We start from the raw sequence: 20438 nt of genomic DNA on the forward strand, positions 1-20438 counted from the left end.
TTATGATATTAAATACACAGTTTTAGATTTCGCTTTAGAAAATTAATAACGCAAATGGAATTGCGATTAGTAAAGTTAATGCCACACGGATGAACCAAATCAGAGTTAATTTCCAAATTGGGATTTTGATATCCGTTGCTAAAATACAAGGTACCAGCGCTGAGAAGAAGATAATCGCTGAAATACTTGTAATAGCTGTCACTAACTTAACTGCCATCGTTGACTTCACAACTAATAATGATGGTAAGAACATCTCAATCAGTGAAATCGCTGAAGCTTTCGCTAGCAATGGTTTATCCGCAATCGGGAAAATGTAGATAAACGGATAGAAAATATAACTTAACCAATCAATCACTGGTGTGAAATTCGCTAGCAACAATCCGAAGAATCCGATTGATAAGATAGATGGTAAAATCGCCATCGTCATTTCAAAACCATCTTTCACATTCACCCAAATATTTTTGAGTAATGGTAAAGAACCATGTGATTGACGTTTTGCTTCATCATAAGCTGCGACAACACGATTGCCGTTAACTTCTACTTCTTTCTGACCTTCTTGGCCTTCGTAATATTCTTCTGATTCATTACGAATCGGCGGTAAATGTGCCGAAATAGCTGTCACTACAAATGTAATGATCAACGTACTCCAGAAGAATAAGTTCCAATGCGGCATTAAATCTAATGTATTTGCGACAATTACCATGAATGTTGCGGATACTGTTGAGAAACCTGTCGCGATAATGACCGCTTCTTTCTTGTTATACATTCCATCTTTATAGACACGGTTTGTAATCAAGAGACCTAATGAATAACTTCCGACGAAAGATGCTACGGCATCTACTGCAGATTTACCTGGCGTCTTAAAGACTGGACGCATAATCGGCTGCATTAATACCCCGATAAATTCAAGCAGCCCGTAACCAACAAGTAATGATAGTGCCACGGCACCGACTGGAATCAAGATACTTAGCGGCAACATCAACTTATCGAATAAGAACGGTCCGTAATTCGGATTAAATAACAATGCCGGACCTATTTTAAAGACATACATAATACCAATGACAGCACCGAGTACTTTAAATAAAGTCACCACAAAGTCTGTCGCTGATTTCATAAAGTCTTTACGAATAATCGGTAATGCTGCACCTACTAAAATCATCAGCAATGCAACGTAAGGCATTGCTACTCCGAATGCTGCGCGAATCCATAAATGAACATGATCTACAATAATCGTGTTCGTTCCGTTAATTGTCACTGGTACGAAGAAACATAAAATTCCGATAATGCTGAATACGTAAAACCGCCACATGCCGACCCCCGTCTGCTTATCAGCGGGTTTACTCTCAGGCTGGAATTCCATATCGCCAGAAACCAAATCTGCTTCTGTTTTCATACTTGACACACCCCTTTGTTTTACAAGTACGACAAAGCTGTTTCAACTGACTGGCTCTCGATGACTTAAGCTTCGCATCATGTTATGAATTTGTGAATGATAGTGAAAGATCGATCAGCTTACGTAAAAATGATCCCCTTCATTTTATGTACGTCCCCTTGTTTACGGACCGACCTCACATTACCATTCTTACAAGTTACACTGACTATTCCATGTTATAATAAATGAATAGTTATAATTTTTAGATTATTAACTGTGGTAGTTTATTGAATATTCCGAAATTTTAACGTTAAAACTGTTGCGTTAGAATATTTTTGTATAACTTGTAATACAACTTAAGTATACGCGTAGATGATTATAAGCTTCAAATATCAATAAACTAATCATTTATAGCTTCAAACTATAACAAGGGGAAAACGCACGTGTTACAAAGATTTCGGCATGTCTAATCAGGGGGATAATTTCATGAAAATTATACAATTAGAGTACTTTTTAGCAGTTGTTAAATACAATTCTTTTACAAAAGCAGCACAGTTTCTACATATCAGTCAGCCATCTTTAACAACTGCGATAAAGAAAATAGAGGATGATTTGGGGTATCTTCTATTTATCCGTACAACAAAAGCTTTAAAGATTACAGAGAAAGGCATTCAATTCTATAAACATGCGACAGACTTAGTAGAGATGTATCATCGTACGCTAGATCAGATGTATGATTTAAATATCAGTGATGAACCACGCATTAAACTCTCAATATTAGAGTCTACAAGTGCATGGATGGCAATGGTCATCCAACAACATCATTATCAATTTCATAAACAGCGCTATCAAATTGTCGAACAACATAGTCTTGAACATATTATTTCCAGCTTGTTGAATTTTGATATTTCATTCGCAATTTTCAATGAAGCCATTCAACGTGAAGGGATTGTCTCTGTTCCTTTATACCAAGAGCCTTATGTATTGATTACACCGAAGAATACGTTTAATAATCAAAAGAGCATCAGCGCTGAAGCATTACAACAATTGCCTTTAATCTTGCCTAATCGACAATACCAAGTCCGTAAGCACGTTGATGAATATTTTAAACATATGAATATTCATCCGAATATTGTACTTGAGGTCGATCGTTTTGAAACTGCGACAACACTTGTTCATAGAGGTTTAGGACATACAATCATCCCAAGATTCTACTACCAATCTTCTTCAGCAAATCATTTAAATGCGGTCAAATTAGAACCAAATATTGAACGAACGATTTATTTAAACTATCTAGAGAAACGTAAGCTTTCAGAACCTGCCAATCAATTGATTGATGCCTGTATCAATTATTGGAAAATGAACTAAAATAAGACGGATACTTCCACAAATTGAAGTATCCGCCTTATTTATCTCTATTAATGAATGAAATTATGCAGTAATAATGCGACAAGTTTTGCGGTGCGATTATCGACGTCATGCAATGGATTAGTTTCCGCAACACTTACAGAAATTAACTTCTCATGTCCGATGACACGTCTTGTTAACTCTAAAATAATATGCGGTGTTAAGCCATTCACTGCCGGTGCACTGACACCTGGCGCAAATGCGCTATCTACCACGTCCATACATATCGTCAGCATAATCACGTCATGCTTATTAATGAAGTGGTCTACTTTATCTTTAATCGTTGGAGAAATCTCATGTAAGATTTCATCTACTGTGACATATTCAATGCCACGTTTTTCCGCGTAATCAAATAAATGTTTTGTGTTGCTCGCAGGTTGAATACCTAAAACAAAGTAATGCGCATTGTCATCTTCTTCTAAAATTTGTCTGAAACTTGTTCCTGAAGTGGACGACTCTGCTTCTCTAGTATCAAAATGCGCATCAATATTAATAACGCCAATAGATGCATCTGGATGCGATTTACGCATGGCTAAATATTGTGCATAAGCAATATCATGTCCGCCTCCGATTAATAATGAATAATTATGATTGTCAAACATTTTTGAAGCTAAGTCTGCATATTCTTCTTGTGTTTCAATCAATGCGTCATGATCATGATAGACATTGCCATAATCATAAACTGAGCAAGGTGTTAACACTGATAAGTTCGCAAATGCTTTACGTATCGCATCTGGTCCCTCTTGTGCACCTACACGGCCATTGTTCAGTTCTACCCCTTTATCTACAGCGTAGCCTAAAATACCAGTTCCTTGTTTTCGATCAAAATTTGTTTCATTGATGTCTTTTAGTTCAATTGTTTGGAAGTGTCTGAATTGCGATGAATCTGTTTCACTATCCACTCTACCTGTCCATAAATCTTTGTTGGCTTGCTTATACATGTTCCACATCCTCCTTAAGTCATACCTTGTGAATCATTATATACATTTCTTAACAGTCTATTCTACTTTTTGCATACCCTTTTCTGAAAAAATTTAAAACGCTTACACTTAAGACTATTGTATTCAACCTTTACAACGAGATTTCATTTAGAAGTCATTTCAGGGGAAGTGATTTATTTATGTTTTATTGAGATGTATAATACTATTAGGTTATTATGTATATCCATACGCTTAAAAATACGGTTAAAACTCTCAATACATACTTAAGGGTTCACTCTGTTTGTAATGTATTATATGATAGAAGTTAATATAAAAATGTATGGATATCGCCGTAATTATTGGAGGTTTCATAATGGACACGAAACGCATATCAGGTTTCCAATGGGCTATGACGATCTTTGTCTTCTATGTACTTGCATACGCACTCCCATTGGTACTGAAAGATTTTCAAGGCCAAGTTCCATTCAAACGCTTTGTCTTTGATTTGAGTACACTTGCGCCATTTATCGCAGCTATTATCTGCTTAATTGTATTTCGAAATAAACGCGCTCAGCTCGCAAGTTTAAAATTCACAATCAGTTTTAAAGTGATTGAACGCATTATTTTAGCTTTAATCTTACCGCTTGTGATTTGTATTATTTGTATGTTTGCCTTTAATACTTACGCAGACAGTTTTATTATTTTACAATCTAAAAACTTATCTGTGTCTGTCACATCTATTTTAATCGGACATCTTTTAATGGCATTCTTTGTAGAATTCGGTTTCCGTTCATACTTGCAGAATGTCGTAGAAACAAAAACGAATACGTTATTCGCATCTATCCTGATCGGTATCCTATATGCCTTATGGAATGTGAATACGACTTATACATTAGAATTCACATTATATAACTTGTTGTATCACTTCGCATTCTCAATGATTATCGGCGAATTGATCAGAGGCACTAAAGGACGTACAATTTACATTGCTGTAGCATTCCATGCTTTAATGTCATTTGGATTAGTCTTCTTCTTCAGTGAAGAACTAGGAGACGTCTTCTCTATGAAAGTAATCGCATTAAGCACAGCACTTGTAGGCGCTGTTTTCATCTTACTCAGTCTGCTTATCAGAGCAGCTTTCTATTTCTTCACAAAAGATTCTTTAGAGGAAGTTGAACCGAACAATCCTTTAGACTATCCAAAAGATGAAGAAGACGAAGATGTTGCAGTATCAGAAACTGCACAAACAGAAGAAACTACACCAGTCACTGAAGATACAGAGCCTGAACATTCAACAGACGATTCTGAATCTATCAAAGACGATGAACCCGCACAAACTAAAGACACAGACGAATCTAAATAAGTGAATCGCTATATTATAAAAGCGCTGGCAGATATCATTCAGTTATCTGTCAGCGCTTCTTTTTAACCTATTCATTTAAATAAAATAAGTCTCTTTAGACTTTATCAATAATTTCGACACCTTCTTGTTTACCGACAATTACACGGTCAGCAAGATCTAAGAAGTATCCAGTTTCTAATACACCTGTTAAATGAATTAAATATTCATGCATGTCATATGGATCAGTGTTTGGTGGTAATTCAACATCTAAAATATAATTATCATTATCTGTGATAAAGGTAATGTCTTCCACGTTACGACGTGATACTTTTGCTTTAGTATCTTTCTCTATTTTTTTCGCTACTAGCATCCAGTTGAAGCGATCAACTTCTACTGGCAATTTAAAAGTTTGGCCTAAGTAGTCTACTTGTTTCGTTTCATCTGCGATGACCACAAAGCGTTCAGCCATTTCATCAATAACTTTTTCACGAAACAGTGCACCACCGCCGCCTTTGATTAAATTTAATTGCGGATCAAATTCATCTGCACCATCAATCGCCACATCAATATGATCGACATCATTGACGTTAACAATCGTAATCCCTAATTCTTTCGCAAGCAATGCGGTTTTATTAGACGTACAAACGCCTGTAATTGTAGCGCCATCATCTAATAATTTCGCGATATGCGGTAATAAGAGTTCAATCGTGCTGCCTGTACCAATACCGACAACCATACCATCTTTAATTTCTGAGACTGCGTCTTTCACAGTTTGTAATTTTAACGCTCTAACATCCATCACTGAATACTCCTTGTCATTATATTACTCAGATTTTTCTATAATTTGATACGTTGTTTTAGAAAAGAATGTGTCACCTTTACGTAAAATAGAAGGTGCTTCTTCTCCTAGTAAATTAATATCATTTGGTAAGCATTGTGCTTCTAAAGTAAAACCTGAGTGTGGTTTATAAATGTTCATATCACTTTCCCAATTGCTGGTTTCATTAAAAGTAAAGATAACCACATGTGGCATATCTGTTTTCATTTTCAATAAGAATTGGCTATTTTCAACAGTCAGTTCATCACCGATTGTAAATGGATGATCTAAGCCATGATAACGTTCAATTTGAGCATGTAATCGTTCATCTTCAGCTTTGCCGATATCTTCAAATCGCATTGATTGTTTACCTAATACTTGAATTAAATCTACAGTATCATTAAGCGTTGGTAAATTCTTGTCATTTAATAAATGCATTTTCAATGTTGAACTTGTTAAGATATGGTTGTTTACCTCTTTATTATCTCTGTTCAAGTTGAAATAAACGTGGTTAGTCGGATTAAATAACGTTGTTTCTGTTGCTTCTGCACTATATTCAATCGTCCATCGATTGTCGATATCATACGTATGTATAATCTTTAGTTTAATATCGCCCGGGTAATGATCATCTGCTGATTTAACAGTTGTAGTAAAGATAATTTGAATATAGCCGCCATTGTCATCTTTAATTTCATAATCAAAATAGTGTTTATTAATTCCGTGAAAACCGCCGTGTAAATGATGAGGCGGATCATTTTGTTCAAGTTGGTAAGTTTTACCTTCTAATTCAAAACGTCCGTCTTCAATACGTCCCCCAAAACGACCGACACTTGCGCCGAAGTAATACGGATTTTCATGGTAATACTCATCCGCTTCAACGACATTTCCTAACACAATATTATTATCTTCATATTTCCAAGACACAATACGCGCCCCAAAATTTGAAAAGATAATTTTCGCTTGGTCGTTATCAACCTTGATTAAATCCAAACCGTTTCTTTGGTGCTCCACTTCTGTAAACATCATTTCAATACACCCTTTCCTTGCCCGATGAAAATCATCAGCCTCTATCAGGCAGCAACATAATCAAGACACCGATAATACATACAATGCCGCCGATGACATCATATTTATCTGGCATCTGTTTATCAAAAACATATCCCCATATAATACTCATGACAATGAACACACCGCCATATGCTGCATATACTCTGCTGAATGTTGGAAATACTTGGAATGTTGCGATGATACCGTATGTAATTAACAGGATACCTCCAAGCATCCCTAACAACGGTGATTGTGCATCTCTCAACCACAACCAAATTAAATAACCGCCGCCGATTTCACACAGCCCTGCTAAAATAAAAATTGCAATTGGATACATCATATACTGACTGCCACCTATTTTTTATAATACTTTCCTCACTTTATATTTTAACAATAAGGCGCATGGTTTACTAGATGAAATACAGTAAACCATGCGCCATTTAGAAATCTTTTTATAGGATTGTCATTTTTATTTTTTAATTGCACGTTTCAACGCTTTAAAGATATTCTTATCGAACGTTAAAACTGAATCACGATAACTTCTCACTGCTATCCATACGAGTAAAACAAGTACGATTACAGATAAACCCATGCTCACTATGATTTCCCATAGTTCCAAATTCGGTGTCGAAGCTCTAACAAATAATAAGAATGGTGATAACAATGGAATAAAGCTTGCTACTTTAGCTAACATCATATCTGGATTGTTCATACTGAATAATGCGATATAAAAAGCAATGAAACTAATAATTGTCATCGGCATCAACGACTGATTTAAATCTTCAATACGTGTCGCAAGTGCGCCTAAAATTGTTCCTAATACAGTATATGAAACCACGCCGATAATGATAGAAAGTACGCCGACAATAATCAATCGTGTTTCGTAGGTGTCATAGTCATATCAAACTTTTTCATTAAGTCGCCTGCATCTGAAAAATACAGTGCTGCGGCACCAATCACAACTAAAATCAACACTTGTGTAAAAGCGACACAAATCATCGCTAGAATTTTAGCTAAGATATGCTTCACAGGTGAAATACTCGTAATGACCATTTCAATAACGCGTGACGTTTTTTCTGTCGCTACTTCCATCGCTACTTGGTTGGCATAGTTCATAATCACCAGGAACATCAACATGATGCCCGCATATAAAATAATCCAATTTAAAAATTTATTGCTTTGAGAAGTATCTGAGCCACCTTTACCGATTGCTTTTGAAGTGACTTCACTTTTTTGTTGTAAATCAGAAAGTTCTTTTGGACTTAAATTAATTTGTTGCGCTGCTGCTTGGGTTTGAATCGGTGTTAAAATACTTTCTAATTTTTGAACACTCTCATCAGAAGGTGCGTCTTTACTAACAACTTCGCCTTTAATTTTTTGTCCTTGTTGATCAATGATATAAGCTTTATCAATTTTATCTTTCTTTATTTCTTTTAACACTTGTTCTTTAGATAAGATTTTAAATTCTGTACCTTTTTCTTCAATATGTTTGCTTTGTGCTTTGACCATTTGCGCAATTTTCGGTTCATTAGAAGCAATGCCGATTTTATCCGGCCCGTTATCAAACAAATCGATAATCTTATTGAAGTTAGCTGCCGCAATAATAATCACTGCTAAAATGACCGTCATAATGATAAATGCGCGTGATTTCACTTTATTCTTATACGTCAAATTGAACGTAGCTAAAAATTTATTCATGAATATCACCTACCTGTTGAATAAAAATATCTTGAATTGAAGGTTCAAGCACTTGGAATCGTTTCACAAACCCATGTTGAGCTACTACGTCAAAGACACGTTTTGCGGCTGCTTGATTTTCTACAGAAACAGTAATCATACGTTTTGAACGTTCTACACGTGTAACACCTTCAACTTCTTCTAAATTTTCTAAAGCATCTTCAGTTTCAATCACAATTTTCTTCAAATCAAATTGATCTTTAATCGATTGTATGTCGCCTTGTAAAACTAAATCACCATGATTCAAAATACAGATATCATCACACAGTTCTTCTATATGCTCCATACGATGTGAACTGAAAATAATAGTAGTCCCTTGTTCGTTCAGATCTTTAACTGCTGATTTTAATAATTCTACATTGACTGGATCTAAACCACTGAAAGGTTCATCTAAAATCAATAATTCAGGTTTATGAATCAAACTAGCTAACAATTGAATTTTTTGTTGGTTACCTTTAGATAATGATTCAATTTTCTTATCTCTGTTCTCGTTAATCTCAAAACGATTTAACCAATAGTCTAACGCTTGATTAAAATCTTTTTTTGACATTCCTTTTAAAGTCGCAAGATAACGCAACTCATCTGCGACTTTCATTTTTGGATGCAAACCACGTTCTTCAGGCAGATAACCTACTTGGTTAAACATATGTTCGCCCATCTTTTCACCATTATATGTAACGATTCCTTTTGTTAATGGTGTCAGTCCTAAAATCATACGGAACGTTGTCGTCTTCCCCGCACCATTTCGTCCTAAGAATCCTAACATCTTCCCTTTTTCAAGTGTTAATGAAATATCGTTGACCACTGTCTTATCGCCATATTGCTTTGTCACATCTTCTAAAACTAAAGCCATCGTACATCACTCCTTATCGTTGGTGTTGGAAAAGCAACTCTGTTAATCATATACCATAAGTATATGATAATAACATTATTAAATATCTAACTTTACAAACTGTTCACAAATAATTTACACTTATTTGCTTTTATAATACTTGTAAATTTTTACGTAATAAAAACTAACATTAAAGACAAATAAGATAAATAGCAGTGTTAAAGCTAATGATTGTGTATGACCTGTAATTGCTGAATAGAATGCCAATACGAGAACCAAAATAGTTAATGCAAGTAAGTTATATTGAAATAACTTAAATATCGCTGAAAATGTAACATATCTCTCGCCTTCATCCATCGCTTTCATCATTTTATCTACATATTGTTCATCATTAGGATTTGGTAATCTTGAATCTAATTTAGGCAAATAGATTTTAAACATCACACTAAAAATTGATGAAATTAAAAAAGGGATGACTGAAACCTCCCAATGATTATTGGCAAATTTAAACGTAGTGACTAAAATAATATTCGCTAACGCAACAAATGTACTGAGATGGCTCAATACTGAAGCGTTGAAAAACTTACGATTGAACAAAGTATCATAATGATCTCCTAACACTTCATCTTCTTCTGAAAGATGCTTGTAATTTTTAGCTTGGGATAGCTGCAATTTCATTACAATACCAATACCTATAATTAAAAGTATAGTAAACAGTGTGGTAATAATGGTTGCTTGAAAATCGAACAGTTGTAACGATGAATGGTTACCTAGAAAACTGAAGTATAATCCTACACATCCGCCTGCTAGTCCACCTAATGCGATTTTCCCTGCATATTTCCAATTCTTTTTCGTGCTACTCATAGTCGTCCTCCTCGAAAATGAAAATATCTTCAATGCGTTCTCCGAATATCCGCGCAATTTTTGCGGCAGTCAGTACGGAAGGCATAAATTCATTTCGTTCAATTAATGAGACGGTTTGTCGTGAAATCCCTGCTTTTTTCGCAAGTTGTGTTTGATTATAGCCATCTCGTGCCCGCAATTCTTTTAATCGTGTTTTCATGCGCCTTACCTCCGTTAATACACATGCTAAATGATAATAGTCAATTTGACAAGTATATTAGTCAAATTGACATATATAATAAACAAAAAGACGATACCTTCTATATAAAAGTATCGTCCGTGTTGTTATTTTGTTATTCGATTTTAGGCGTGTCTGTAACGTTGCCCAACAGGCTCTGGACCATAAGCATTGTGCCCTTCTTGTGACTTTTGTACACCTACGACAATCACCCAAATTACAAATACTAGCTGTGCAATAGAGATAATGGCATCTACAATTGTAGCAAACATGCCATCTCCTAAATCCACAAATAAAAGAATACGTTCTATTACTAATAGCGCAGAAAAGATAATTGGGACCACCATTGTATTGCCTGTATCATGGAAACGTCTTGCAAGCAAAGCGACCCATGGAATGAAGCTTGCGATTTCAAAAAGTGTTGTTAAACCAAAAGAAGTATTATCAAAACTTTGGTTCAAACCTAATAAAGCATCCAGACTATTCAATACAATGTTAATAATCGTTGTCCATAGTACCATAAACCAGAACTCTGAACGTCGTGATCTCCCGTTGAAATCAATGTAACGTTTCCAGAATAAAACAAAAGCTTCTACGAATCCGACACTCTTTTTGTGTTGTTCATGCATCGTATATCTCCTCCATTTTTAGATTCTATATGAACTACTTTCTAATAGATGCTTATCTCAATAAACGCTAGCAAAATTAAAAATCTGAACCTGAATCATGACTGGTCGTACTGCCTTTTGTCGATTGAGCTGGTTTAGCATGAGATGTATTAGAGGCTGGCGCATTACCTTGTTCATAGCGATGCACATAAGGACTGCGACCATATTTATTATCTTTATCTTGACTCGGTAGACAAAGCACTACAAGAACATAAATCCACAAACCTAAATAGACCAAGCTGATGATTAAAAATATAATTAACGCTGGTGTTAGTTCAGTTGATTCATCCATATTAAGTACAAAATTAAACACATTCATCACAATGCTCAATACGAACATAACAATCGGCATCACCATAGTTCTGCCTGTATCATGAAAACGTCTGATCATAACAGCCCAAGTTGGGATAAATGTAGCTAAGGCAAACAATACATAAACCAACATGCAGATGAGGAATAAAATCATACCCATAACTGCTACTCCGCTGGAATCAACTGCAGCTCCACCGACTAAAAATATGGTTCCTAAAATCATCACAAAAGTTAATGGCGCATATAAAATCAACATCCATAACGCCGCAAACCAATATTCTGAGCGTGTCGATCTGCCTGTAAAATTAACATAATTTTTCCAGAAAAGTTTAAACGCTTCTAAAAACCCAACACGTCGTATCATACTCACCCTCCTCTCTCTAACTTTTTGTTTTACGATACTTCTATGTATTTCAACTTACTCTTTTATGTCTTTTAAAAGGTAATAGTTATTTAAAACTATTCTTTTTTATTTTAACAGACTTATTGTAAAATTAGCATAGTTTTTCTGAACTTTACAATATCTACAAACTTCTTCTTCAAACGAAATATTGTTATTCCTTATCATCTTTGCGTAAAATAGAAAGTACTGTATTAAATAGATGAGGAGGAAAGTCATGGATTTTATTCATCGCACAACCGAGGAAATCGCACGTGATCTATTAGGAGTTAAAGTCCAATTCGACGATGGTGAACAAACGTATGCAGGTTATATCGTTGAAACAGAAGCCTATTTAGGCGATGTTGATCAAGCTGCTCATACGTACAATGGACGAAATACACCTCGTGTACAATCCATGTATAAAGATGGCGGTACAATCTATGCACATGTCATGCACACACATCTATTAATCAACTTTGTGACACAACCAGCAGGTACTGCCCAAGGGGTACTAATCCGTGCACTAGAACCCGAAACGATTACTGAACAAATGAAAGAAAATCGTAACGGCAAAGATGGTATAGACTTAACAAACGGTCCAGGTAAATGGACACGTGCCTTTAATATGACAATGGCCTTAGATGGTTTTAAATTAAATGAAGGTCCTCTAAAAATCGATACAAAACAACGTCGTTATCCAGTTGATATTGTTGAAAGCCCACGTATCGGCATTCCTAATAAAGGCGAATGGACACATAAACCATTACGCTTTACTGTAGAGGGTAACCCTTACGTTTCACGTATGCGGAAATCTGAGATGAAACCCGCGCAAGAAACTTGGAAACCTTAAATGGATACTAAATTTAATAGTTATTGATAAACGAAAAAAAGTGGTCCTCCTTATGTTCAGGAGAGACCACTTTTTTCATAGTTCTATAATGGTATTTGTTTGTAGAGATAAAGGTACATTGATGACACGTTGATTCAGCGAACCTTTGAATGCTAAGCCTGGTTGATAAAGTTGTTGGACAAAAGGTCCATCTACTAAGACATCAATTTGTTTTAAAAGTTCTTTACGTGCTTTTGTATTATGTTTTAAATTCTCAAACATAAAACCAGACCAAACCCAAATCGTTTTAGTATGACCAAAACGTGCTCTGAATGCTTCAATCAAGGGTTGGATAATGTCTATATTACAAAATGGTTCGCCGCCTAACAGGCTTAACCCAGCAATATAATCTGGTGCACAAGCATCAAGGATTTGAGTCAACGTTTCATCTGTAAAAGGTGTGCCATATTTAAATTTTTGTGCTGCGACATTATAACAGCCGGCACATGCAAAAGGACAACCTGATACATACACACTGCATCTGACCCCTTCTCCATCCACAAACGATTCTTCTTCAATCTTTGCGAGATAACCTTGTCCCGTTTCAACTTGTGCATATAACATCGTTATTCGTTTCCTTTCATATGTTTCACACGTGCAGCAATTTCTTTATGACGCCCTTCAATCGTTGGTCTTTGAACAGGATTACCAAGATAACCGCAAGTTCTTTTAACCACATCTACTGTATCAGGATCATGATTACCGCAATGTGGACATTCATAGCCATGTGCTGTTGTTTTAAAGTCCCCTTCAAATCCGCATTCATAGCATTTATCTATCGGCGCATTCGTACCTAAATAACTGACTTTATCATATGAATAGTCCCATACCGCTTCTAGCGCCTTTGTATTATGTGTCAATTTAGGATACTCACAATAATGAATATAACCGCCGCTCGCCAAGAAAGGATAATCTTTTTCAAAATCCAATTTTTCAAACGGTGACACTGCTTTACGTACATCGTAATGGAAAGAGTTTTGGTAATAGCCTTTATCTGTGATATTTGGGATTAATCCAAAACGTTCTGTATCCAAACGACAGAATCGATCTGTTAATGATTCACTTGGTGTACTGTATAAGCTGAAGAAAATATCGTAATCATCTGTCCATTGATATTGGAAATCTTTCATGCGTCTTAAAATGTCTAATGTGAATGTTTTCGCTTCTGGATTTGTTTCCCAGTTAGGTCCATAAAAAACAGTTGCTGCTTCATAAAGACCAATATAGCCCATAGATATAGTTGCGCGTTTATGTTTGAATAATTCCATCACATTATCATCTTCTTTTAAGCGATTATGGAATGCACCGCTTTTATAAAGGATTGGTGCGTTATTTGGAATCACAGATTGAATACGTTCAATGCGATAAACTAATGCATCATGAATCAATGTCATACGTTCATCAAGTAATCTCCAGAATGCAGCTGGATCGCCTTCTGTTTCAATCGCAATACGCGGTAAGTTCAAAGTAACAACACCTAAATTACAACGACCGCTGTTTTCATTTTCACCTTTTTCGTTTTGCCATGCTGGTAAGAATGAACGACAACCCATCGGCGCTTTGAAGTCACCTAAAATTTCAACAGTTTTATCATAGTTCAAAATATCTGGATACATACGTTTAGTAGAACATTCTAAAGCTAACTGTTTTACATCATAGTTGATATCTTCAGGCGCAAAATTGACACCTTTTTTAATGGAGTAAACCAATTTAGGGAAAATGGCAGTCACATGATGATGCCCTAAACCTTGAATACGAGTTTTCAAGATTGCCTTTTGAATCATTCGGCTGTATGTATCTGTGCCTAAGCCGAAACCTAGTGTCACGAAAGGTGTTTGTCCATTAGACGTATAAAGTGTATTAATTTCATATTCTAAACTTTGCATCGCATCTTTAATATCTTTTTCAGTTTGCGTACGGACATAATCATCCAATTGTTCAGGATATACAAACTTTTCTCCGATTTCGCGATGTTTTCTGGCGTTACATTCTGCATATTGACTTAATACTTCATCAATACGATCAACTGTACAACCACCATATTGACTGCTTGATACGTTCGCAATAATTTGAACGATTTGTGCTGTCGCAGTTTGAATGGACTTTGGTGATTCTACTTGTGCATTACCAATTTCAAACCCTTTTTCCAACATCCCTTTAATATCAATCAAGCAACAGTTTGTTAGAGGTTGGAATGGGTGATAATCTAAATCATGAAAATGAATATCTCCATTTAAATGTGCTGCTGCCACATGTTTTGGTAATAAGTGTTCTAAGGCATATGATTTTGAAACGACACCTGCAGTTAAGTCACGCATTGTCGTAAATGTTTCACTGTCTTTATTCGCGTTTTCATTAACTACTGTCGGATCTTTATTAATTAAGCGACTTAAGCTTTCTTCTAGTTTCAACATAGAATTCCCCTTTCCTACTATATCTTGTGTTCTAAATACTAAATTACCACAATATATAGAATTTAGAAGAGGATGGCCATACTTTTAACAGATATGTCAAAATGTTGTGGCTTTATTTTGAATAGAGTATTTAGGACGACTCTATTTCCAACTTTTTCTAACTACGCAAAAATGCCCTCATCTATATATCATAGACAAGGACATCTCATCAATTCACAAAAACTATTACAATCTGTAAATAGTCTACCCTAAGTTTCTAAATCATTTTGCTTATTTAATCTGTCACATTGTTTATGTTGGAGTCACACACAAACAACTGTCAAGACTCATCCTTTATTACTTTGGATGTAATCATTCATGTATATATGTTAACATTCTTTGAAAAAAGTTAGTGTCCATATTTTAAAATTTAGAGTTGAAGCACTGTATGATAGTTTATTTAACAGTCCGACCACTCAAAATCACGTAGAAGTTTTTAAGATAAAGCATTCATTAAAAATACGTTCAATTTTGAAATTTTGTAAATTATGATGAGTCAGTTGACAGCTTAAATAAGCAGTATATATATAATTCTCGCCACTAATCAAATAGTTGGTTATGTCGTATATATATTTTGTCGATGAACGACTCAACTCTATACGCAAATCCTGATTGATGTCTATTATCATAGCGGTATTTGTCTCGGGTGTTATGACAACCAAATGATACTTCACATTATTTTCAGCACGATCAACTTTAAAAGTATGACTGGCTGTAATAATATTCGTGTTGATATTGTTTTCGAGAGAAACATTCCAATTATTTAACTCAACTTCTATACTGATGTGTAGCCCTGAGATGTGATGTTGGTTCTTATCATAATAGTATAAAAACGGTTCAACAACTGGTGATGTCGGTTCTATCAGCACGGTTTCTTTGAATTGTGAATAACTAGGTCTCACTCCCTGACCCCCTTCGACAGAGAATTAATATACTCCTATTATAAATTCAGCTCAGTTTCTAAAGATAGATATAAATCAATACACATTTATGTCAAAATGTTTCTTATAGGTACTAAATAATACTCATCTGTAATTTTGTTATTTACCAATCATTTTATTTTGTACAATCCATCATTTTTTATGAATCTAATTGCTTTGTGCAAATTAATGTTCTATAATAAGTGTAAGCGTTGCCAGAGCCTATGGACTCAAAGGTCCAGCTCTTCGTGATTGCCTATACCAAAACCAATTTGTTACTAAAAAAGCGGTTCAACCCTCTACCAGTTGAACCGCTCTCCTTATATTTCCACTTATTTTTGTATATTTTCATACAATGATTCTTGTGCTATTTTCTATTTTAATCCACGTTGTTCTATCCAATTTTTTAGATATTGATCAAAAATGACTGACGTTTGTTGTAAATCTTGAATATTTGATGCATCCAACATCGTCGCAATTCGTTTCATTTGTTCAAGAAACGCTTCTACATATTCTACAGTTTGTGTAATCCCATTATTTTCAACTTGTTCTAAGAAAGGTCGAGACATACCTACTGCATCTGCACCTAGCGCAATACATTTCACAGCATCCAGCGGGTTACGTACACCGCCGCTCGCAAATACAGTCATTTTATTTTGTAGTGATTGGCTTTCTAATAAAGATTCGACTGTTGATTGTCCCCAATTTTGAAGGTAAGACATATCTTTTAAATCACGGCGTTCATTTTCGATATTAACAAAGTTCGTACCGCCGCGGCCGCTGATATCTACATAACGTACACCGATTTCATATAGAGCTTCTATCGTTTCTTTGCTCATACCGAAACCGACCTCTTTCACAATCACAGGTACATCAACTGTTTGAACAATTAAGCTCAAGTTTTCCATCCAATTTGAAAATGTACGATTACCTTCTGGCATTACAAGTTCTTGTGGTGCATTGACATGTACTTGCAGTGCATTTGCATCCAACATCTCTACAGATTTCTTAGCTAAGTCTGCAGGCACATCTGCACCGACATTACTAAACAAAATACCTTCTGGATTCTTTTCTCTTACAATATTGAATGAATCTGCAGTTTTTGGATTACGTAATGCAGCATGTGTTGAACCTACCGCAATTGCAAGCCCTGTTTCTCTCGCAACTACCGCAAGCTTTTCGTTGATTTGTTTTGTCCATTCACTGCCGCCTGTCATGGCATTAATGTATAGGGGTGAACTTAAGTCAAAGTCTGGTAATTTGACTGATAAATCTACTTGTTCTACATCCACGCTTGGAATAGAATGATGAACAAATCTGACACGATCAAAATCAGTTAGTTTCGGATCAGTTTGTGCCATCGCAATTTTTACGTGGTCATCTTTTCGTTGTTCCCTTTTAGAGTCGCTCATTGTCTTTCCTACTTCCTTTTCTTTCATGTATTAGTGATAGTGTATCAATCAACTGACATTCGTTCCAGTTTTTAATGTTTCTATTTCAAATCATGCTAAAGCATATTTTTACGTTTGAAGAACCAAAGGCACCATAACGTAATTAGTACCATCAATCCTAGGCATATAAAGTAACCATAATGCCATTTCAATTCTGGCATATATTCAAAGTTCATTCCGTATATCCCCGCAAGCAATGTTAATGGCATGAAAATCATTGAAACAATAGTTAATATCTGCATGACGTGGTTCATTCTATATGTAGTATATGATTCAAAATTGTCTCTGATTTCTTTCGTGATATCCTGCGCTGTTCTCAACATATTTTCTTCTTTAACGATATGATCTTTAATATGTTGAATATACATTCTATGCCTTTCATCTCTCACTAAAGCACTCGAATATTGCAACGTATCAATCAACTCTTTCATCGGCATAATGATTCGGTTCATCTTGATAATATCAGAACGTAAATCAAACAAATCATCCATCATATACTTGTTGGTACGTTCTCCTCCATGTTCATCTTCAAACATAAACACTTTATCTGATATCTTTTCCACGTGATTGAAATATTCATCCACAATATGGTCAAGGATATATAGAACAATATCATCACAATCTAAATCTTTATCGAAATGAGCAGTGACTTGCTTGTGAACTGCTTCAATTTCATCAATCGGCTGATGATGATATGTGATTAAGATATTGTTTTTAATGAAAATATTCAAGACTTCAACTTGATAGTTTTGTTCTGAAAGTCGATGAAACACGATATTTTGATAATCTCCATAATTCTTATACTTCGCCCTTGGATTAGCATGTATAGTATCATCAACTTCTAATGGGTTAAAATCAAAGTTATCTAATAAAAATTTATTTTCTTGTTCAGTCGGTTCATTCAAATCAAACCAAATCACCGTCGCATCTGACGGAATATCACGCTTGTCTTCTACTGTTTTGAAGCCATGTGAATGAGTTTGATAATATATGGACATACTCATGCGTTTCCCTCCCCTATGTCATAAAATTAGTTTATCATTTTTAGTATTAATTATGTTTGAAGTTATCCCTATTGATTTGTATATTATGGAGGGTTATAAAGTATAAAACAATACATGATAAATAAAAAAATAATAATCGGTAAAGGAGTTTTTTAATGAGCAACCTATTTACATTAACAGGTACAGTAGAAAAATCTATGATTGATCATAATCAGCATATGCATGATTCACAATATAACGAAGCGTTCAGCCAAGCAACGAATGAATTCAACTATAATAACGGTCTTTCATTAGACGAACGTAAGCAGTTAAACTACACGATTTTCACAATTGAAGAACACACAACATTCTTATCCCAGCTTAAGTTGGATGATAATTATCAAATTGATATTCATCTTTATAACTATGATTATAAACGTCTGCATTTCTTTTTAATTATGCGCAACGAACAAGGCAACATTGTCGCAACGAATGAACAAATGATGATGGGTATCGATCGTGATAGTGAAAAATCAGCTCCTTTCCCAGAAACATTTATGCGCAATGTTGAACTTTACTACAACACACAACCTAAGGTTGATTGGCCAAAACAACTGGGGCATCGTATTGAAATACCTCAAAAAGGAGATTCTAAATGAGTTTATCCCTTCAAGAAGAACTTCAAGTAACTTTGTTGGATTTAACGGACGATGTCAAAGTCGAACTTAGCGAGCTCAATCAACGCAAAGACAATGTAACTAAGGGGCCTGACTATAAATTATTTGAACGTGGTATTATGCATGCGATTATACAAGGTAAACGTCAAATGATAGATACGCTACAAAATCAATTACAAAGAACAGAAACCAATCAAGACATCACGACTTTAATTCAAAATACAAAACAAGATTTAACAACACAATTATCACAACTTCATAGTGAAATCCCATCAAACAACACGATCAATCAAGCTTATTATGAAGAAGGGCTGACTGTAGCACAACTCTACGAAACACAAGGAAAGTACTATGTGATTCAAGTCATCAGTGATAAAATATATACAATACAGTCAGAAGATAAGTTATAAGAATATATAAATCATTCTGTTCTTCTTTCTTCAAAGGGAGGTATTTGGTCCATTATGGCTCAAAATAATTTACGACGGGCTGATAAAGCTCCTTTAGATCGAGTACCGCTTCAACGCGGCCAGTATTTCGCACCTAAAAAGAAGCGTTCTTACGTCAGCTTAATCATTCAAATCATCGTATTGATTCTGACAATTATCTCGATTTACAGTATGCTGAAAGAACCTATTTTCAATATTTTACTCGTGAATGAACCCATTCGTTTTTCACAAATCTTGAATTTCCAAGAGACACTGCAAAATATCTCGAGTCAAAATGTTGATTTAACACAAATCAGCCAACTGAAAGATAATATCAGCAAATTGAAACTGGCCTTTTACGCCTTTTTCTTCGCAGGTATTCTCAGTTTGATTTTGACGGTTTTAACATTGATTTTTAATCGTACTGCGATAAAAATTGTCAATATGGTCTTAATCGCCATTATGTTTGCGATTCCTTTCGGCCTGGCTTATATCGTTGAAGAAACAGCGAAACGTGTATCTGAAACATTACAACAATACTTTATTAACCTCTCACCTGATAAAATCTTAGTCACAGGTGAAGCAATAAGTAATGCGACCGTATTACTCGCGTGTTGTTTCGGTTTACTCTTTATCAGCTTATTCTTCAGAAACCGTCGTATTCGAATTAAATAGTTAATGACTACGGGGCCGGGACATAAATGTTCTGACTTCTAATAA

General features: G+C 35.2%; 23 protein-coding genes. 6 read left to right on the forward strand and 17 right to left on the reverse strand.

The window, feature by feature from the left end; translation table 11 throughout:
• Positions 1–34: 34 nt before the first annotated feature.
• Entirely contained in the window at positions 35–1360 is a 1326-nt protein-coding gene (locus HMPREF3270_RS01310) for a YjiH family protein (protein WP_173020225.1), read from the reverse strand.
• Positions 1361–1858: 498 nt separating this feature from the next.
• On the opposite strand from HMPREF3270_RS01310, the gene HMPREF3270_RS01315 reads away from it, so the two are divergent.
• On the forward strand, positions 1859–2740 hold the full coding sequence (locus HMPREF3270_RS01315) for a LysR family transcriptional regulator (RefSeq protein ID WP_002479669.1): 882 nt from the start codon (positions 1859–1861) through the stop codon (positions 2738–2740).
• Positions 2741–2790: 50 nt separating this feature from the next.
• On the opposite strand, the gene hutG is transcribed toward HMPREF3270_RS01315, so the two are convergent.
• Positions 2791–3720, reverse strand: coding sequence for a formimidoylglutamase (hutG, locus tag HMPREF3270_RS01320; protein ID WP_002479670.1), 930 nt, complete (start codon positions 3718–3720; stop codon positions 2791–2793).
• Between the two features lie 352 nt (positions 3721–4072).
• Between hutG and HMPREF3270_RS01325 the strand changes: the two genes are divergently transcribed.
• Positions 4073–5062, forward strand: coding sequence for a peptidoglycan release complex CPBP-like subunit SdpC (locus HMPREF3270_RS01325; RefSeq protein WP_070867150.1), 990 nt, complete (start codon positions 4073–4075; stop codon positions 5060–5062).
• Between the two features lie 94 nt (positions 5063–5156).
• On the opposite strand, the gene HMPREF3270_RS01330 is transcribed toward HMPREF3270_RS01325, so the two are convergent.
• The 10 genes from HMPREF3270_RS01330 to HMPREF3270_RS01370 form a co-directional block, all read right to left on the reverse strand.
• On the reverse strand, positions 5157–5843 hold the full coding sequence (locus tag HMPREF3270_RS01330) for a ribose 5-phosphate isomerase A (RefSeq protein WP_031262441.1): 687 nt from the start codon (positions 5841–5843) through the stop codon (positions 5157–5159).
• Positions 5844–5864: 21 nt separating this feature from the next.
• Positions 5865–6881 (reverse strand): aldose epimerase family protein, encoded by a 1017-nt coding sequence (locus HMPREF3270_RS01335; protein WP_060803685.1) that lies wholly within the window; start codon positions 6879–6881, stop codon positions 5865–5867.
• Between the two features lie 37 nt (positions 6882–6918).
• The gene (locus HMPREF3270_RS01340; protein WP_002479674.1) at positions 6919–7245 is read right to left on the reverse strand and encodes a YnfA family protein; all 327 of its coding nucleotides are present in this window, start codon (positions 7243–7245) and stop codon (positions 6919–6921) included.
• Positions 7246–7374: 129 nt separating this feature from the next.
• Positions 7375–7779 (reverse strand): ABC transporter permease, encoded by a 405-nt coding sequence (locus HMPREF3270_RS14400; protein WP_371106791.1) that lies wholly within the window; start codon positions 7777–7779, stop codon positions 7375–7377.
• Positions 7776–8603 (reverse strand): ABC transporter permease, encoded by an 828-nt coding sequence (locus HMPREF3270_RS01345; protein ID WP_371106792.1) that lies wholly within the window; start codon positions 8601–8603, stop codon positions 7776–7778. Before HMPREF3270_RS01345 ends, HMPREF3270_RS14400 begins: the two co-directional genes overlap by 4 nt.
• Complete coding sequence (locus tag HMPREF3270_RS01350) at positions 8596–9495, reverse strand: ABC transporter ATP-binding protein (RefSeq protein WP_023015039.1); 900 nt, start codon at positions 9493–9495, stop codon at positions 8596–8598. Before HMPREF3270_RS01350 ends, HMPREF3270_RS01345 begins: the two co-directional genes overlap by 8 nt.
• Positions 9496–9615: 120 nt before the next feature.
• Complete coding sequence (locus HMPREF3270_RS01355; protein ID WP_070848684.1) at positions 9616–10338, reverse strand: DUF3169 family protein; 723 nt, start codon at positions 10336–10338, stop codon at positions 9616–9618.
• Positions 10331–10537 (reverse strand): helix-turn-helix transcriptional regulator, encoded by a 207-nt coding sequence (locus HMPREF3270_RS01360; RefSeq protein WP_002479678.1) that lies wholly within the window; start codon positions 10535–10537, stop codon positions 10331–10333. The genes HMPREF3270_RS01355 and HMPREF3270_RS01360 overlap by 8 nt, the downstream gene beginning before the upstream one ends.
• Positions 10538–10680: 143 nt before the next feature.
• Positions 10681–11184, reverse strand: coding sequence for a DUF805 domain-containing protein (locus HMPREF3270_RS01365; RefSeq protein WP_070848685.1), 504 nt, complete (start codon positions 11182–11184; stop codon positions 10681–10683).
• A 76-nt stretch (positions 11185–11260) separates the two neighbouring features.
• Positions 11261–11899 (reverse strand): DUF805 domain-containing protein, encoded by a 639-nt coding sequence (locus HMPREF3270_RS01370; RefSeq protein ID WP_070848686.1) that lies wholly within the window; start codon positions 11897–11899, stop codon positions 11261–11263.
• 253 nt (positions 11900–12152) lie between these two features.
• Here HMPREF3270_RS01370 and HMPREF3270_RS01375 point away from each other — a divergent pair, with 253 nt between their 5' ends.
• On the forward strand, positions 12153–12767 hold the full coding sequence (locus HMPREF3270_RS01375) for a DNA-3-methyladenine glycosylase (protein WP_057509939.1): 615 nt from the start codon (positions 12153–12155) through the stop codon (positions 12765–12767).
• 75 nt (positions 12768–12842) lie between these two features.
• Here HMPREF3270_RS01375 and nrdG read toward each other — a convergent pair whose 3' ends face one another.
• The 5 genes from nrdG to corA form a co-directional block, all read right to left on the reverse strand.
• Positions 12843–13370 (reverse strand): anaerobic ribonucleoside-triphosphate reductase activating protein, encoded by a 528-nt coding sequence (gene nrdG, locus HMPREF3270_RS01380; RefSeq protein ID WP_057509940.1) that lies wholly within the window; start codon positions 13368–13370, stop codon positions 12843–12845.
• A 2-nt stretch (positions 13371–13372) separates the two neighbouring features.
• On the reverse strand, positions 13373–15220 hold the full coding sequence (nrdD, locus tag HMPREF3270_RS01385; protein ID WP_002479683.1) for an anaerobic ribonucleoside-triphosphate reductase: 1848 nt from the start codon (positions 15218–15220) through the stop codon (positions 13373–13375).
• Positions 15221–15681: 461 nt separating this feature from the next.
• The gene (locus HMPREF3270_RS01390) at positions 15682–16161 is read right to left on the reverse strand and encodes a hypothetical protein (protein ID WP_002479684.1); all 480 of its coding nucleotides are present in this window, start codon (positions 16159–16161) and stop codon (positions 15682–15684) included.
• A 392-nt stretch (positions 16162–16553) separates the two neighbouring features.
• On the reverse strand, positions 16554–17591 hold the full coding sequence (gene fni, locus HMPREF3270_RS01395; protein WP_070848687.1) for a type 2 isopentenyl-diphosphate Delta-isomerase: 1038 nt from the start codon (positions 17589–17591) through the stop codon (positions 16554–16556).
• 95 nt (positions 17592–17686) lie between these two features.
• On the reverse strand, positions 17687–18634 hold the full coding sequence (corA, locus tag HMPREF3270_RS01400) for a magnesium/cobalt transporter CorA (RefSeq protein ID WP_002479686.1): 948 nt from the start codon (positions 18632–18634) through the stop codon (positions 17687–17689).
• A gap of 155 nt (positions 18635–18789) precedes the next feature.
• On the opposite strand from corA, the gene HMPREF3270_RS01405 reads away from it, so the two are divergent.
• Genes HMPREF3270_RS01405 through HMPREF3270_RS01415 form a run of 3 tightly spaced genes read left to right on the forward strand, consistent with a single transcriptional unit; the run spans position 18790 to position 20393 of the window.
• Positions 18790–19272: a thioesterase family protein gene (locus tag HMPREF3270_RS01405; RefSeq protein WP_002479687.1), complete on the forward strand. Its 483-nt coding sequence runs from the start codon at positions 18790–18792 to the stop codon at positions 19270–19272.
• On the forward strand, positions 19269–19700 hold the full coding sequence (locus HMPREF3270_RS01410; protein WP_002479688.1) for a hypothetical protein: 432 nt from the start codon (positions 19269–19271) through the stop codon (positions 19698–19700). Before HMPREF3270_RS01405 ends, HMPREF3270_RS01410 begins: the two co-directional genes overlap by 4 nt.
• Positions 19701–19754: 54 nt before the next feature.
• Positions 19755–20393: a hypothetical protein gene (locus HMPREF3270_RS01415; protein WP_070848688.1), complete on the forward strand. Its 639-nt coding sequence runs from the start codon at positions 19755–19757 to the stop codon at positions 20391–20393.
• Positions 20394–20438 lie beyond the last annotated feature (45 nt).

It is taken from the genome of Staphylococcus sp. HMSC65H10 (assembly GCF_001839185.1).
Classification (GTDB): domain Bacteria; phylum Bacillota; class Bacilli; order Staphylococcales; family Staphylococcaceae; genus Staphylococcus; species Staphylococcus simulans.

Excerpts from the sequence above, each read along its gene's own strand:
- HMPREF3270_RS01310 (WP_173020225.1), bottom strand. The coding sequence starts at position 1,360 with ATGGAATTCCAGCCTGAGAGTAAACCCGCTGATAAGCAGACGGGGGTC.
- HMPREF3270_RS01315 (WP_002479669.1), top strand. The coding sequence starts at position 1,859 with ATGAAAATTATACAATTAGAGTACTTTTTAGCAGTTGTTAAATACAAT.
- hutG (WP_002479670.1), bottom strand. The coding sequence starts at position 3,720 with ATGTATAAGCAAGCCAACAAAGATTTATGGACAGGTAGAGTGGATAGT.
- HMPREF3270_RS01325 (WP_070867150.1), top strand. The coding sequence starts at position 4,073 with ATGGACACGAAACGCATATCAGGTTTCCAATGGGCTATGACGATCTTT.
- HMPREF3270_RS01335 (WP_060803685.1), bottom strand. The coding sequence starts at position 6,881 with ATGTTTACAGAAGTGGAGCACCAAAGAAACGGTTTGGATTTAATCAAG.
- HMPREF3270_RS01340 (WP_002479674.1), bottom strand. The coding sequence starts at position 7,245 with ATGATGTATCCAATTGCAATTTTTATTTTAGCAGGGCTGTGTGAAATC.
- HMPREF3270_RS01345 (WP_371106792.1), bottom strand. The coding sequence starts at position 8,603 with ATGAATAAATTTTTAGCTACGTTCAATTTGACGTATAAGAATAAAGTG.
- HMPREF3270_RS01350 (WP_023015039.1), bottom strand. The coding sequence starts at position 9,495 with ATGGCTTTAGTTTTAGAAGATGTGACAAAGCAATATGGCGATAAGACA.
- HMPREF3270_RS01355 (WP_070848684.1), bottom strand. The coding sequence starts at position 10,338 with ATGAGTAGCACGAAAAAGAATTGGAAATATGCAGGGAAAATCGCATTA.
- HMPREF3270_RS01360 (WP_002479678.1), bottom strand. The coding sequence starts at position 10,537 with ATGAAAACACGATTAAAAGAATTGCGGGCACGAGATGGCTATAATCAA.
- HMPREF3270_RS01365 (WP_070848685.1), bottom strand. The coding sequence starts at position 11,184 with ATGCATGAACAACACAAAAAGAGTGTCGGATTCGTAGAAGCTTTTGTT.
- HMPREF3270_RS01370 (WP_070848686.1), bottom strand. The coding sequence starts at position 11,899 with ATGATACGACGTGTTGGGTTTTTAGAAGCGTTTAAACTTTTCTGGAAA.
- HMPREF3270_RS01375 (WP_057509939.1), top strand. The coding sequence starts at position 12,153 with ATGGATTTTATTCATCGCACAACCGAGGAAATCGCACGTGATCTATTA.
- nrdG (WP_057509940.1), bottom strand. The coding sequence starts at position 13,370 with ATGTTATATGCACAAGTTGAAACGGGACAAGGTTATCTCGCAAAGATT.
- nrdD (WP_002479683.1), bottom strand. The coding sequence starts at position 15,220 with ATGTTGAAACTAGAAGAAAGCTTAAGTCGCTTAATTAATAAAGATCCG.
- fni (WP_070848687.1), bottom strand. The coding sequence starts at position 17,591 with ATGAGCGACTCTAAAAGGGAACAACGAAAAGATGACCACGTAAAAATT.
- corA (WP_002479686.1), bottom strand. The coding sequence starts at position 18,634 with ATGAGTATGTCCATATATTATCAAACTCATTCACATGGCTTCAAAACA.
- HMPREF3270_RS01405 (WP_002479687.1), top strand. The coding sequence starts at position 18,790 with ATGAGCAACCTATTTACATTAACAGGTACAGTAGAAAAATCTATGATT.
- HMPREF3270_RS01410 (WP_002479688.1), top strand. The coding sequence starts at position 19,269 with ATGAGTTTATCCCTTCAAGAAGAACTTCAAGTAACTTTGTTGGATTTA.
- HMPREF3270_RS01415 (WP_070848688.1), top strand. The coding sequence starts at position 19,755 with ATGGCTCAAAATAATTTACGACGGGCTGATAAAGCTCCTTTAGATCGA.